The following is a 13,402-nucleotide window of genomic DNA, read 5'->3' on the forward strand; positions in this document are numbered from 1 at the left end:
CGACGACTCGAGGCGCTCGCGAGGAGCGTCACCGACCCGCAGCCGAGACCGCCGTCGCCCGTGACCCGGCGCACTCGGGCACGGCCGAACCCACCCAGTCCTCGCTGCACTGACCCGTCGCGCGGCCATGGAACGGGATGGAGAATGCAAGGAAGTGGAGTGCAGCTCGGGCTGGCTCCGGGTGTACGAGTGGCTCGGCTACATCAACGACGTGTTGCTATTGCCGATGTTCACCCTGCTGATCCTCGAGATCAGCCACGGCAGGAGCGATGTGGCCGTCGCAGGCCTCAACGATTTTCTGTGCGCGATGTTCTTTGGCGAGTGGTTGCTCGGCTTGGCGCTGGCGAAGGAGCGCTGGGCCTACCTGCGCTCGCCCGAGAAGATCGCCGATCTCCTGTCTGCGATCCCGTTCACCGCGCTGGCCCAGAGCCTGCGCGCGCTTCGGCTGTTGCGCCTGTTCCAGGTCGCGCGCCTGGCCATGCGCCTGCATCGCTTCCGCGGCAAGGGCACCAAGGCCCTGCGCGCCTTCGGCTTCACGGGCGCGATCGTGCTGACCGGGGCCCTCGCCTTTCAGATCGTCGAGCCCCAGGGCAGGAGCTTGGAGGACGCGCTGTGGTGGTCGCTGGTGACCCTCAGCACCGTCGGCTACGGCGACATCACCCCGACCACGACCGCTGGCCACATCGTGGCGGCGTGCATCATCGCCGCGGGGGTCGGAGTGTTCGGCTACTTCGCGGGCTTCATGGCGAGCGTGTTCGTCGAGGCCGAGGAGGACCAGACCCTGGAGGCGCTGGCGCGCGTCGAGGACCAGCTCGCGGCGCTCCAGCGGACCCTCGAGCACGTCCGGCCCGAGCTTCGAGGGCCGCGCTCAGGGCTGTGAACGAATCCACGCCCCTTCAGGGGGCGAAGAAAGCCCACGCGGAGGCACGAACTCCATTGCCCACCAAGCCAAAGCGGAGGAGCGGAGCGACGAAGCGCCCCCGGTGCCGAGACGCCGACGGGGGCAAGGCAGAACTCAGAGGGTCGGCCAGAATGAGCCGCGCCGCCTCGCTTGTTCCTGACGACGAGGCTCGTCGTCGCCGAAGCTCGAAGTATGCTCGAGACGCCCTCGCTTCGGCTCCTCGATCTCGCCGCCAGGTCTGGCGCGAGGCGACGCGCGTCCTTCTGGCCGACTCTCTCAGATCAGCCATCACCGAAGCGAGGCTTCGGCCTACCAGAGATGAAACGGCGCCCAGGCCAGCTACCGCTCGGTCAGTTTCTTATCAGCCATCACCGAAGCGAGGCTTCGGCCTACCAAGGATGAAGCGAGCCCTCGCTGACTACCGAGTGGTCAGTTTCTTATCAGAGCAGTGAACGAATCCACGCCCCCGCGAGCGGGGGCGACCACGAGCCTTCTCGAAGGCACGAACTTCATTGCCCACCAAGCCAAAGCGGAGGAGCGGAGCGACGAAGCGCCCCCGGTCCCGGGCGGCTGTGGGGGCAAAACAGAACTCAGGAGGCGTCGCCGACCCGGAGCCGCGGCCGAGCGCGGGCGCGCTCGTTGGCTCGGCTCGGGGGTAGGTTCGCGGCCACGTTCCAGCCGCGCTCGCGGACGATCTGCGCGGCGCGCTGGGCCGCGGTCACCTGGCTCATGCGCAGGCCGTGGGCGTGGAGCAGATCCTCGAGGGAGTCGAAGTTCTGCTCGATGGTGTGGCGCACGGACTCGAAGCCGTGGCGCAGCGCGACCTCGCGCTTGCCGAAGTCCATGGGGTTGAGGCCGAAGTAGTCGAGGTCGTACTCCTTGGGCTCGAGCACCACGATGTCGCCGCGGAAGGTCGGGTGGTGGCGGTACTTCTCGAGGCCCAGGCGCAGGCGCGACTGCAAGAGCGTGCGGAACACCTGGTTGAGCACGCCCTTGAGGCCCTGATCGGTGATCCGCCGGCCGCCGAGCTCGGCCGGGAGCTCGAGGTCGACCTCGTTCCAGATCGGCCGGAAGGGGTTGTAGCAGATGACCAGGTCCGCCCCGCGGTCGATGGCGACGTCGATGTTGGCGGTGTTGCGCACGCCCCCGTCGACGTAGTCGACGCCGTCGATGCGCGCGGGCTGATAGAAGATCGGCAGCGCCGTCGAGGCCTGCACGGCCTGGGAGATCGTCGCGTGCTCGTCGTGGCGGCCGGGCCCGAACACCGCGCGCTCGGCCGTGTCGAGGGCGCAGGCGGCGATGTAGAGCTCGCGCCCGCGGGCGTCGCAAAAGCCGGGGAAGTCGTTGGGCAGGCCCAGGCCCTCGAGGTTGGCGCGCAGCCAGGCCTCGAGGGGGGCGTTGGTGAACAAGCCCGTGGGCACGGCGTCGCTGAGCGAGGGCAGGGCCTTGCGCGGCGCGACGCCGGCCCGGAGGCGACGCAGGGTGCGGCGCAGCTGGGCGCGGTCGGGGGAGCGCAGCAGCTCACCGAGGGCGTCGTGCAGCGTGCTCGGGAGCTCGGGGAGGCTGAGCAGGGTGTCGGCGACGGTGCTCGGGAACCACGCCGCGATGTCGCGCGCGACGGTCGTCGGCCGGCCGACGATCTCGCGCACGTTCGGCGTGTACAGCTGACGCGGCCCCACGGCCGAGAACTTCGACGAGGTGCCGTCGAGGACGCGGATCATCTCGTCTGGAGACAGGCCCGCGGCGAGGGGCACGGACAGCAGCGAACCTGCCGACAGGCCGACGTAGATGTCGAAGTCGATGATGTCGCGGCCGACCAGGAAGTCGTTGAGGGCCTTGAGGCCGCCGAGCTTGAAGGCGCCCCCCGTGATCGCGCCGCCGGCGAGGACTAGAGCGATCTTGGGACGGTCTTTGGCGAGCTTGCCCTTGGTGTTGCGAATCAGGGTCAGGCCCACAGCTCATTTATATCGCGTCAATTTGGGGTAGTCACAATTGCGCCATTTACGCGGCCTCATCGGCGGGGGGCGCCCGGACCGATCGAGGCGCGATTTTTTGAAGATTTCTCGGCTCGAGGTGCATCCGGATCACGCTCGCCGACGAACACCGCTGCGATGACCCCGGTTGCGTCGATGCGAGTCCGTCCCCTCCCGGTCCACCGTGCTGCGCCGCTGACTCCGCGCGGCTGGCCAAGCCGCGCGTCCAGCCTGCTCCTGCGCCTCACCGCTCAGGGCGCGGGGGCCTTTGGGCGCGCCCTCGACGAGGGGGGTTTTCTCGACGAGCTGGGCAGCGGCGCGACGATCCTCGCCCCCAGCGACGAGGCCTTCTCGGAGCTCGCCGAGTGCCTGGGCCACGACCGGGCGGCGATGCTTCGTTCCCTCAGGCTGCACGTCTCGCCGCGTCCGGGGCTGACGGTCGCAGACCTCGAACGCCGGGGTCGGCTGGACTCGATGCTGGGTCAGCGCCTCTACGCCGACCTCGACGACGAGGGCTCGGTGCGCGTGGACGGGGCGCAGCTGCTGCAGACGGACCTGCGGGTCGCGTCGCACCCGGGGGTGGTGATTCACATCCTCGATCGGGCCCTCGCCCCCGCCGAGTTCGACCTGCTCGAGCTCCTGCACCTGTCCGACAACTTCGGCCGCTTGCTGCACGCTTGCGAGGTCCTCGACATGGAGGCGCTGCTGCGGGGCTCGCTGCCCTACACCCTGCTCGCGCCCCGGGGGCTCATGACCTTGCCGACCTGGGAGTGGCACGAGCTGCTTCGCCCCGCGGCGCGGCCGACCCTCGAGACCTACCTGCACCGCCACATCGTTCCGGGGCGCTCCTACCTCGACGAGGGGGCGCGCCTGCGCAGCCTCGGGGGCCAGCGCATGGACGTCGAAGGCGCGGGCGCGCGGCTGCACGTCGGGGGGCGGCGCGTCTTGGTCCGCGACGTGGAGGCGCGCAACGGCCTCATCCACGTCATCGACGGCTCGTTCGGGATCGGCTGATCGGGTCGAGGGTGGGGAAAATGCATGGTCGAGATCGATGGAGTGTTCCGCCTGCGCCAGGAATCTGTTACTCACAGTTTCCTGACTGCGCGGGAACAGACGCTCCTCGGTCGCGTGGCGGCGGGCGACGCTGCTGCGGTCCGAGCATGCATTGCGGAGCACGGCCCGCTCGTTTGGAGCGTCGCGCGGCGCTTCTCGGCGAGCTCCGCCGAGGCCGAGGACGCCGCCCAGGACATCTTCATCGAGCTGTGGAAACACGCCGGGCGCTTCGACCCGAGCCAGGCCTCGGAGCGGACCTTCGTGGCGATGATCGCCCGTCGGCGGATGATCGATCGGCTGCGCGCAGCGCAGCGCCGGCCCGCGCTCAAGCCCATGCCCGAGGCCATGGCGGGCGACGAGCACGCGACCCTCGAGCGCAGCGCCGAGGCCATGCTCGCCGCCAGCGCCCTGGCGACCCTCGACCCCAAGCAGCGCCGCGTGCTCTCCCTGGCGATCGGCCAGGGCATGACCCACGGCGAGATCGCCGACGCCCTGTCCATGCCCCTGGGCACGGTCAAATCCCTCGTTCGTCGGGCCCTCGTCGCGGTCCGCAAGCGCCTGCTCGCCGAGCGTGCCAACACTCGGGGTGACGCGTCATGAGTGATCGTCGCAAACGCCTGCACACGCTGCACACCGATCGGGCCACCCAGGGTCTCGACGAGCGTCAGCGCGTCGAGCTCGAGCTCCTGCTCGGCGGCGAGCCCGTCGACGCGAGCTACGAGGAGGCGGCCGCGGCGATCGAGCTGGCGCTCTTGCCCCACGGCGAGGCCATGCCGGAAGGGCTCAACGCGGCGCTGCTCGCCCAGGCCGGGGACTACTTCGGCTTCACCGACGCGCGCCAGCACGAGCAGACCCGCGGCAAGCCCCTCGCGCCACAAATCGGCGAGCGCGAGGACCGTCCCCAGCTGCGCGAGGGCAAATCCAAGTCTGGGCCCAAGTCCGGGCCCAGGGCCTACCTCGACCCCGAGTCCGAGCTCGGCGAGATCGGCGAGGACGCGATCCTCGTCAACTCGATCATCGCCGACTCGGTCAACGAGGTCATCGACGCCTCGGTGCTCGCCGACAGCAGCGCGAGCCGCAAGGCGGCGACCTCGTCCCTGAACCCCGCGGCGCTGAGCTCCGCTGGCCTCAGCGCCAGCGAGGTCGGGCTCAGCCAGGCCGGGCAGAGCGTGATCAGCCGCAGCGCGGCCAACACCGCCCGCTACGCCGCCTACTTCAGCGCCGTCGCGGCCCTCGTGGTCCTGGGTCTGGCGCTGTGGCTGTTCAGCCAGCGGGGCGCGGCCGAGCTCGACCCCGAGGCCCTCCAGGCTCAGGTCCAGGCGTCCGAGGACGCCCTCGAGTGGAAGTTCGCGGCGACCGACGACGCCGCCAACGGCCAGGGCGCGGGCGGCTCGGTGATCTGGAGCTCGGAGCTGCAGGCCGGCGTCATGAAGATCCAGGGCCTCGAGATCAACGACCCCACCGAGCTGCAGTACCAGCTGTGGATCGTCGACAGCCAACGCGCGGGCCACCCCGTCGATGGGGGCGTGTTCGACATCGACGGCTCGGGCCAGCTCACGGTGCCGATCGACGCCAAGCTGCTCATCGGGGAGCCGGGCGCCTTCGTGATCACCGTCGAAGCCCCCGGCGGTGTGGTGGTTTCGAGCCAAGAGCGTGTCGCCATGGTGGCCAAGGCTGGTTGACCGTCCACGCGGTGGGCGGGGCCACTCGACGGGGCCAGTCGTGATGGAGCCTCGCCCTCGTCGCGGCGTATAATGGGGCCATGAGCGACGCGCCGCTGCCCGAGTCGATCGGCCGCTACAGCGTCTACTCCCTGGCAGGCGCGGGCGGCAACGCGATCGTCTACGCCGGCTGGGACGAGGAAAAAGATCGCCCCGTCGCGCTCAAGCTGCTCCGCGCCGAGCGATCGCAGCGACCCGATCAGCGCGCACGCTTTTTGCGAGAGGCCAAGTCCCTCGCCCGCCTCGACCACCCGAACATCATCGAGATCTACGAGGTCGGGACCCACGACGGCGTCACCTTCCTCGCCCTCGAGTACGTCGAGGGTCGATCGCTGCGCGAGTGGCTCGACGCCGAGAAGCCGCCGCGGGCGGCGATCGTCGACGCCTACCTCGCCGCGGGCAGAGGCCTCGCGGCGGCCCACGAGGCCGGGGTGATGCACCGCGACTTCAAGCCCGACAACGTGATGCTCGGCGACGATGACCGGGTGCTCGTGACCGACTTTGGCCTGGCCCGGAGCACGCGCGGCACGGACAGCTTCCAGACCCTCGACAGCATGACCCCCGGCCTGCTCGACGCCCTCGAGTCGGCGCCCGATCTGCTCTCGACCCTGGGGCTGTCCGGGACGCCGGCCTACATGGCCCTCGAGCAGCACTTCGGCCGGGAGGTCGACGCGCGCGCGGACCAGTTCGCCTTTTGTGTGTCCTTGTGGGAGAGCCTCACCGGCGAGCGGCCCTATCCGGGACGAACCTCCGGGGAGATTTCGCGGGCCATCGAAGGCGGCGAGCTGCGCGATCTGCCCGCCCGGGTGAAGCTGTCTCGGAGCCTCTCGAAGGCGCTGCGGCGTGGACTGGCCCCGGAGCCCGATGCCCGCTGGCCGACCATGGGGCCGCTCCTCGACGCCCTCGAGCACGAGCGATCCCGGGGCCGCGGCCTGTTCGCGCGCTGGTTCCGCTGACTGGCCGGCTGGTGTTTATGACCGGGGCTGCGAGGGTGACCCCGCGGCCGGGTTGGCCTCCCTAGCTTTGGAGGGGACTGAGTCGTGGACGTGGGGCAGGGAGGGCGTGGCGTCGTCCACGACGGATAGAAAAGTCAGAGACTGTGAATTCATTCACAGTCCCTGAGTCGTGGACGTGGGGCAGGGAGGGCGTGGCGTCGTCCACGACGGCTAAAATAGACAGGGACTGTGAAAACTTCACAGTCCCTGAGTGCCGAGAGTGCTGGCGTGAGGGCCCCAAGTCGCTCTACGCTAGGACCGTGCTCAGCGAAGACGCCGCGTGGGACCGGGTCGCCGGCTGCATGCACGGGCTGCTCATCGGGGACGCGCTGGGCTGCCCCGTGGAGGGCTGGACGCCGATGGCGATCGAGCGCCGCTTCGGCACGCTGATCAACTACGAGCACGTCCCCGGACCGCACTGGCGCCCGCGGGGTCTACACAGCGACGACGGACAGCAAGCCCTCGCCGTCGCCGACGCCATCGCCCTCGACCCCAAGGCGCCCGAGCGCGAGTTCGCCAAGTTGCTGGTCGCGCTGCGCGAGGCCGGGCCGCAGCAGGTCGGTCGCTGGGGGCTGCACCGCGGCGTGGGCAGCAACCTGCGCCAGACCGTGCGCGGGCTGATGGCCGCGACCAAGGACGACCCCCTCGCCTTCGGGGTCCGCAGCGGCGGCAACGGGGCGGCCATGCGGATCGCGCCCGTGGGCCTGTGGTGGCGCGACGCGCCGAGCAAGCGAGACCACTTCGCCGCCCGGATCAGCGCCGTGACCCACAGCGATCTGCGCGGCATCGGGGCGGCCCAGGCCGTCGCCATCGCCGTGTCCGAGGCCTTTTGGGAGCCGCCGTTGCCGATCTTGCGGCCCGAGTTCGTGGGCGCGGTGGAGCGGGCGCGGTGTCGGGCCCGGGACACGCTCGAGCTCCCCGACGACCGCCGCTTCGGCGACCTGCTCGGGGCGCTGGTCGAACATCGGGCGCGCTGCGACGACTTGAACGAGCTGCTCGACGGCATCGCCGAGCGGGCCAACGCCACCGGCGGCGCCCACGGAACGGTCAAGGCGACCAACGGCTTCGCGCCCTGCAGCGTGCTCACGGCCCTGACCGTCGCCGACCTCGTCCCGGAGTTCGAGCGCGCGGTGATCACCGCGGTCAACCTCGGCGGCGACGCGGACACGATCGGCGCGATGGTCGGAGCCATCCAGGGGGCGCGGCGGGGGCTCGGCCAGATCCCCGAGCGCTGGCTCGACGGTCTGCACGCCACGGGCTCGATCTTCGAGCGCATCGAGGCGCTGTTTTGGCGCGAGCCCGGGCCGGCGCACCCGCCCCTGGTCGTGCTCGAGGGCAACCTCGATCGTCTGTTCGAGGACCGCCCGCGAACCATCGGGCGGGGGCTGAGCGAACTGTCCCGGACGCGCGGGCTCGGCTCGAGCTGAGCGCTGTTTTGCCCCCGCAGAGGTCTGGGGACCGGGGGCGCTTCGTCGCTGTCCGCTCCTCCGCTTTGGTCGTGGGGCAATGGAGTTCGTGCCTGCGAGAGGGCATGTGGTCGCCCCCGCTGGCGGGGGCGTGGGTTCGTTGACAGCCGCTGAGTCGGGACGTGGGCCAGGGGCGCTGAGCAAAACCTCAGTGCCGTCGGGAGTGCTGGGTACAAGAAATGAAGGGAACGGCGCCCGCGGACATGCACGGGATCGGTCCTCTCGCGGTGTGCGTGGCGAACTCGCGGCGGTGCTCCCTCCGAGCCCCCTTGGTTCCAGTTGATCTCTGCGCAACCTTTGACGGCCCCCAACGCCCCGTGCAAGATCGACTCATGCGTCCTCGCCTCGGCCTCGGCATCGCCTCGCTCGGCCTCGTCTCCCTCACCCTGGGCTGCGGGCTGCGGACCGACCCCGACTACACGCCGGTGTGCGTGGACGAGAGCAACGCCAGTGGCGGCGGTGGTGGTGACGCCACCGACGGCACGGACGGCACCGATGACGGCACCGACGACGGGATGATGAACTCGGATCCGCGGGCTGGCTCGTGCCAAAACCCCATCGACCTGCCCGCCGGCGAGACCATCGTGGTGCGCGGACAGCTCGGCGGGTGCTCGGGCACCGAGGGCTGGTGCGGCGGCTCCGGGGGCGAAGACGTCTACCGCATCGGCGCGGTCTCGGACGACGTGTTCGTCGACTTCCTGCCCACGGAGACCGACTTCAACCCGGTCCTGCGCGTGGTCCGTGGCGACCCCTGCGAGCCGGGGGTGATCGAGAACAGCGAGGTCTGTGCGCCGATCAAGAACTCCGTCCCGGGTCGCGCCTACTACGACCAGGGCGAGCCCGGCGACGTCTACTACATCATCGTCGACACCGAACTCGGCGAGTCCGGCGAGTACGCCTTCGAGCTCCGCTTTGGGCCCGAAGCCAACGACAACGACTGCTTCGACGCCCTCGAGGACCAGCTGATCGAGCTCGGCAATGGCGGCAACTTCGAGTGGGAGGCCGACGTCGACGACGTCCAGGGCCGCGTCGACAGCCAGTGCGGCGCCCCCGGCGATGACGACATCTTCCCCATCGCGCTCAACGGCTCGGGGGTGCTCAGCGCGACCGTCGAGGTGCTCGAGGGCGACATCCAGCCGATCGTCTCGATCCGCTCGGACTGCGCCACGACCTCCGAGATGTCCTGCGGCGTGAACGCGATCGCCTCCTTCGCCGAGTCGGCCACCGCGCTGCTCGTCGTCGACAACGTCAACGCGGCCGAGGGCCGCTACCGCCTCGTCGTCGACTACGGCTCGTGAGGCCCGTCCAATGCGCCATGTCCGCATGTGGCACATGGACGATTGATCGGGCCTTGTGAGACATGCTAGCTTCGCCACTCTAGCTCGGTCTGGGAGGTCCAGACCGTGCAGCGCCCCCATCCGTCCGGAGCACACATGTCCCGCACAGAGATCCAAGACAACAAGTGGGAAATCGAGGCTAGCAAGCCCCCCATCACCACCCCCGCCTCCATCGGGATGATGATCATGATGGGCGGATTCACGCTGTTCTTCGTGGGCATCTTCATCGGGTCCGTCGTCGGGACCTTCACGGACCCGGCCGAGATGGACTTCGACAAGACCCAAAAAGAAGGCGACGCCTCCAACAAGGAGTAGCCCTCGGGTTGCCTTGGCGTCACCGCTTTGGCGTTAGAGGCCGACGAAGCTGAGGTGCTGGCCGATGCCAGCGCCGTCGCGTCGGTACGAAAAATAGCGATCGGGATGCGCGTGGGTGCAAGCGCCCACGCGTTCGATTTGGTTGGCAGGTAGGCCCGCGGCCTCGAGCTGGGCGCGGACGCAGGCGACGAGATCGACGTGGGGCTTGGCGTAGCCCTCGCGGGCGACGAGGGGCTGGGCGAGCCCGAGCTGGTCGGCGATCGCGTCGAACTGCGCGGCGACCTCCTCGCCGACCTCGAAGGCGTCGAGCTCGATGCAGGGGCCGATCGCCGCGAGGAGATCTTCGGGCCGAGCGCCGCCCGGGCCGCACAGCTGGGCCACGGCGACCCCGGCGATGTCGGCTGCGGTGCCGCGCCAGCCCGAGTGGACGGCGGCGGCGACGGTGCCCTGGCGATCGACGAGCAGGATGGGCACGCAGTCCGCCGTCATCACCGCGAGCACGGGGCGCTCGTTTGCGGGAGTCTCCGCTCCGGCTTGGATGCGGTGCCAGACGCCGTCGGCCTCGCTGCCTTCGACCACCTCGCTCGCCGGGATCACCGCGGCCCCGTGGACCTGGCGGACGCGGACCAGCCTGCGACCGGCGTAGCCGCCCATGTCCGCGAGCAGGCGCAGGTTCTCGGCGACCTTGTCCGGCGCGTCGCCCCAGCGCCCGCCGAGGTTCATGGACGAAAAGCGCCCCGAGCTGACCCCGCCCAGGCGGGTCGAGAAGCCGTGGACGACACCCTCGGGGAAGTGACTCGCGCGCTCGATCACGGTCCGGAGCGTACAGCATACTGTCGCCGTGGGCTTTGAGATGTCCGCGCTGGTCAGCGCGCCGATCCCCCCAGCGCTCAAGCTCGAGCTGACCCGCGCGGCCCTCGAGCGCTGGCCCTTTTTGCGCTTGCCCCGGGTCGACGCGCACCCAGAAAGGGTCGTGCTCGGCGGCGCCGAGCGGCGGCGCTTCCTCGAGCCGGTGCTGCCCGGCCCGTGGGGGCACGAGCTGATCCAGATCTTCGACGCCCGGGTGATCGACGAGCTCGCGGAGTTCTCCGCCGCGTTCCCGGGGCTGAGCTTCGCCTTCGTCTACACCGACTGCTTCGGCGGCGTGTGCCAGGACTACGGCGGGGTGTGGCGTGACGGCGAGGTCCTCGAGCCCTTCGACCGCACCCGCGAGGTCAGCCTCTCGGCTTGCCTGGGGGCCGTCGAGCTCGAGACCGACGGCTACTTCGACCCTTTCGTGCGCGAGCACTTCGCCCCGGCCCTGAACCCGGCGGGCTTTGGCGCGGCGCTCGTCCCCGTGTTCGCCGGCTTGCGCGACGCGATCGACGTGGACGAGCCGAACCTGGCGGACGCCGAAGATCTCGGCGTCGGTCCGACCGAGGCCGCGCGGGCCCGCGACTTCCTGGCCTGCCGCGACCGCCCCCAGCGCCTGCGCATGCTCGTCGCTTCGGCTCGTCAGCTCCCCCATCACGCGACGGTCTGCGGGCCCCGAGCGCGACGCGGGCCGCTGATCCAGCTCGGGCCCCAGGCGTCGACATCGACGGCTCCCGGCGAGGCCGACGAGGCCGAGTGGACCTGGTGCCTCGACGCGGGCCTGCCCGAAGACGACGCGGGCCGAGGCGCGCTGTGTGAGCGGATCGCCGGCTCCATCGAGCCCCTGGTGCGAAGCGGGCGGCCGCCGCAGAGCGTGGTCGTGGCGCTGCCCGGGGAGGTGAGCGAAGCCCACGCGCGGGCGCTCCAGCGCAGCTGGGAGGGGCGGCGTCCCTTGGGGCTCACGAGCTTCGCCTGGCCCGAGCTGACCGTCGTCGACGGCCCGAGCCTGGCCGAGTCGAGCCGGGCCGTGCACGCGCGGGCGGACGAAGACGGCGTCATCACCCCGGCGCTGTGGCTCGCGCAGACCCTCGAGAGCCGGCGGACGGGCGGAGCTCTGGACCCGCGGGAGCGCGAGTTCATGGCCAGCTTGGACCGCGAGCTGGGCGAGGCCGGCGAGCTCGAGGCGATGGCGGTGTTCGGCGACTGGCTCGGCGGCCAGCCCGAACGGACACCCGGCGGGCCTGCGGCCGTGGAGGCGCTGGCCATGGACCTGCGTCAGCGCGAGAGCGGGGAAGAGAGCCTCGGCGCCTCGCTGGCGACGCTGCGCGGCCAGTGCTGGAGCGAGCCCGAGCGGGCGCTGGCGACCTTCGCCGCCCTGGGTCGCGGGCGCGAGCACCCGGCCTCGGCCTTCGACGCGCACTGGTGGCCGCACATCGACGCGCGCTGGGCCGGCCCCTTCCTCACCCGGCTGATCGTGCGCTCGGCGTGGACCAACCGCTACCGCGCGGGGCACGTGGGGGTCGATCAGTGGACGAGCTACGACCGGCCGACCCACGCCCACGACGCCATCGCGGCTTTTTTGAGCCTGCCGATGGCGCGCTACCTGAGCGAGCGACGGGTGATCTTGCTGAACTCGCCGCTGTGCCCCGACCTGTCGGGGGCGCGCCTGGGCGGCCTGCGCCTCGACAAGGCCGAGTTCATTCAGGCTTCGATGGCCCGCGCCCACCTGCGCGGCGCCGACCTACGCCGGGCTCGCTTCAACCATGCCGACCTCAGCGGCGCCGACCTGCGCGAGGCGATCGTGTGGAACGCCGACTTTCGCCGGGCAGACCTGCGCGGGGCGGACCTGCGCGGGGCCTCCCTCAGCGAGGCGGACCTGCGCTTCGCCGATCTACGCGGCGCCCGGCTCGACGACGCCGACCTGGACGACGCGCGCCTCGACGGCGCGCTGCGCTGAACCCAGAGCCTCGGCTCAAGGGGGGTCGAACATCCCGTCGAGGGTGACCTGCTCGAGGGCGTGGGCCTCGAAGGCCGCCTTGACCTGGCCGAGCCCCGAGTTCTCGTTGATCTCCCCGTCGAGGGTGTCGACGTCGAGGGCGTAGAGGATGAACTGGTAGGTGTGCTCGGCGGGCGGGCAGGGACCCGCGTAGCCGTGCCAGCCGGCGTAGGACTCGGCCTGGATCGCGCCCGGGACGTCGGCGGGCATGGGCATCTTGTCGACGTCGGCGGGCAGGCCCGTCGCGCCGGCGTCGATGTTCCAGATCGCCGAGTGGTCGAAGGAGAAGGTCAGGTCGGTGAAGAACACCGCGAAGCTCTGGGTCTCGGCCGGCGCGTTCTCCCAGTCGAGCTGCGGCGACACGTTGGCGCCGAAGCAGGTGTTGTCGTCGGGGATCACGCCGCCGTCGTCGTAGGCCGGGGAGCTCAGCGTGAACGGCCCGCCGCCCGTCTCCGTCTCCGTCGTCTCCTCGGACTCGGACTCGGACTCGGACTCGGTCTCGGTGGTGTCCGTGGACTCCTCGGACTCGGTGGTCTCGGTGGTGTCCGTGGACTCGGTCGACTCCTCGGTGTCGGAGGACTCTTCGGTCTCGGTGTCCTCGGTGTGGGAGTGCTCGTCGGCGTGCTCGTCGGCGCCCTCGTCCGTGTCGTCGGAGCTGCAGGCGCTCAAGGTCAGCATGGCCGCGCTCGCGAGCGCAGCGGTGATCGAAAGCCATCGCATGGGCGCACGCTATCAGGCTTTGGGACCGAGCCTCGGTGTCGAGTCCCCGGCCGGTGTGGCGGACGGAGGGGGT

12 protein-coding genes are annotated in these 13,402 nt (G+C 70.7%); 9 read left to right on the forward strand and 3 right to left on the reverse strand.

From position 1 onward, the window contains the following. The first annotated feature begins 154 nt into the window (after window positions 1–154). Complete coding sequence (locus tag PPSIR1_RS30300) at window positions 155–880, forward strand: potassium channel family protein (RefSeq protein WP_006975041.1); 726 nt, start codon at window positions 155–157, stop codon at window positions 878–880. A gap of 611 nt (window positions 881–1,491) precedes the next feature. Here PPSIR1_RS30300 and PPSIR1_RS30305 read toward each other — a convergent pair. Continuing rightward, on the reverse strand, window positions 1,492–2,856 hold the full coding sequence (locus PPSIR1_RS30305; RefSeq protein ID WP_006975042.1) for a patatin-like phospholipase family protein: 1,365 nt from the start codon (window positions 2,854–2,856) through the stop codon (window positions 1,492–1,494). Window positions 2,857–3,030: 174 nt separating this feature from the next. Between PPSIR1_RS30305 and PPSIR1_RS30310 the strand changes: the two genes are divergently transcribed. The 7 genes from PPSIR1_RS30310 to PPSIR1_RS30340 all read left to right on the forward strand — a co-directional run bounded on the left by PPSIR1_RS30310 (window position 3,031) and on the right by PPSIR1_RS30340 (window position 9,761). After that, on the forward strand, window positions 3,031–3,888 hold the full coding sequence (locus PPSIR1_RS30310; RefSeq protein ID WP_045117056.1) for a fasciclin domain-containing protein: 858 nt from the start codon (window positions 3,031–3,033) through the stop codon (window positions 3,886–3,888). 114 nt (window positions 3,889–4,002) lie between these two features. Further along, window positions 4,003–4,527, forward strand: coding sequence for an RNA polymerase sigma factor (locus PPSIR1_RS30315; protein WP_006975044.1), 525 nt, complete (start codon window positions 4,003–4,005; stop codon window positions 4,525–4,527). Continuing rightward, a complete protein-coding gene (locus PPSIR1_RS44285) occupies window positions 4,524–5,609 on the forward strand; it encodes an anti-sigma factor (protein ID WP_006975045.1) in 1,086 nt (361 codons plus the stop codon). Before PPSIR1_RS30315 ends, PPSIR1_RS44285 begins: the two co-directional genes overlap by 4 nt. A gap of 80 nt (window positions 5,610–5,689) precedes the next feature. Continuing rightward, window positions 5,690–6,604 (forward strand): serine/threonine-protein kinase, encoded by a 915-nt coding sequence (locus PPSIR1_RS30325; protein ID WP_006975046.1) that lies wholly within the window; start codon window positions 5,690–5,692, stop codon window positions 6,602–6,604. A 299-nt stretch (window positions 6,605–6,903) separates the two neighbouring features. Then, window positions 6,904–8,070, forward strand: a complete 1,167-nt coding sequence (locus tag PPSIR1_RS30330; protein WP_006975047.1) for an ADP-ribosylglycohydrolase family protein — start codon at window positions 6,904–6,906, stop codon at window positions 8,068–8,070. A 371-nt stretch (window positions 8,071–8,441) separates the two neighbouring features. Continuing rightward, entirely contained in the window at window positions 8,442–9,407 is a 966-nt protein-coding gene (locus tag PPSIR1_RS30335; RefSeq protein WP_006975048.1) for a hypothetical protein, read from the forward strand. Between the two features lie 135 nt (window positions 9,408–9,542). After that, a complete protein-coding gene (locus PPSIR1_RS30340) occupies window positions 9,543–9,761 on the forward strand; it encodes a hypothetical protein (protein WP_006975049.1) in 219 nt (72 codons plus the stop codon). A 33-nt stretch (window positions 9,762–9,794) separates the two neighbouring features. On the opposite strand, the gene PPSIR1_RS30345 is transcribed toward PPSIR1_RS30340, so the two are convergent. Further along, window positions 9,795–10,574, reverse strand: coding sequence for a purine nucleoside phosphorylase YfiH/LACC1 family protein (locus PPSIR1_RS30345; protein ID WP_006975050.1), 780 nt, complete (start codon window positions 10,572–10,574; stop codon window positions 9,795–9,797). A gap of 28 nt (window positions 10,575–10,602) precedes the next feature. Between PPSIR1_RS30345 and PPSIR1_RS49655 the strand changes: the two genes are divergently transcribed. Further along, window positions 10,603–12,570 carry a pentapeptide repeat-containing protein gene (locus tag PPSIR1_RS49655; RefSeq protein ID WP_006975051.1) on the forward strand — a complete coding sequence of 656 codons (1,968 nt, stop codon included), beginning with the start codon at window positions 10,603–10,605 and terminating at the stop codon, window positions 12,568–12,570. Between the two features lie 15 nt (window positions 12,571–12,585). On the opposite strand, the gene PPSIR1_RS48455 is transcribed toward PPSIR1_RS49655, so the two are convergent. Then, on the reverse strand, window positions 12,586–13,329 hold the full coding sequence (locus PPSIR1_RS48455) for a YbhB/YbcL family Raf kinase inhibitor-like protein (protein ID WP_006975052.1): 744 nt from the start codon (window positions 13,327–13,329) through the stop codon (window positions 12,586–12,588). Window positions 13,330–13,402: the final 73 nt, after the last annotated feature.

The sequence above is a fragment of the Plesiocystis pacifica SIR-1 genome (genome assembly GCF_000170895.1).
Taxonomy (GTDB): Bacteria; Myxococcota_A; Polyangia; order Nannocystales; family Nannocystaceae; genus Plesiocystis; species Plesiocystis pacifica.

Excerpts from the sequence above, each read along its gene's own strand:
- PPSIR1_RS44285 (WP_006975045.1), top strand. The coding sequence starts at position 4,524 with ATGAGTGATCGTCGCAAACGCCTGCACACGCTGCACACCGATCGGGCC.
- PPSIR1_RS48455 (WP_006975052.1), bottom strand. The coding sequence starts at position 13,329 with ATGCGATGGCTTTCGATCACCGCTGCGCTCGCGAGCGCGGCCATGCTG.
- PPSIR1_RS30325 (WP_006975046.1), top strand. The coding sequence starts at position 5,690 with ATGAGCGACGCGCCGCTGCCCGAGTCGATCGGCCGCTACAGCGTCTAC.
- PPSIR1_RS30310 (WP_045117056.1), top strand. The coding sequence starts at position 3,031 with ATGCGAGTCCGTCCCCTCCCGGTCCACCGTGCTGCGCCGCTGACTCCG.
- PPSIR1_RS30335 (WP_006975048.1), top strand. The coding sequence starts at position 8,442 with ATGCGTCCTCGCCTCGGCCTCGGCATCGCCTCGCTCGGCCTCGTCTCC.
- PPSIR1_RS30340 (WP_006975049.1), top strand. The coding sequence starts at position 9,543 with ATGTCCCGCACAGAGATCCAAGACAACAAGTGGGAAATCGAGGCTAGC.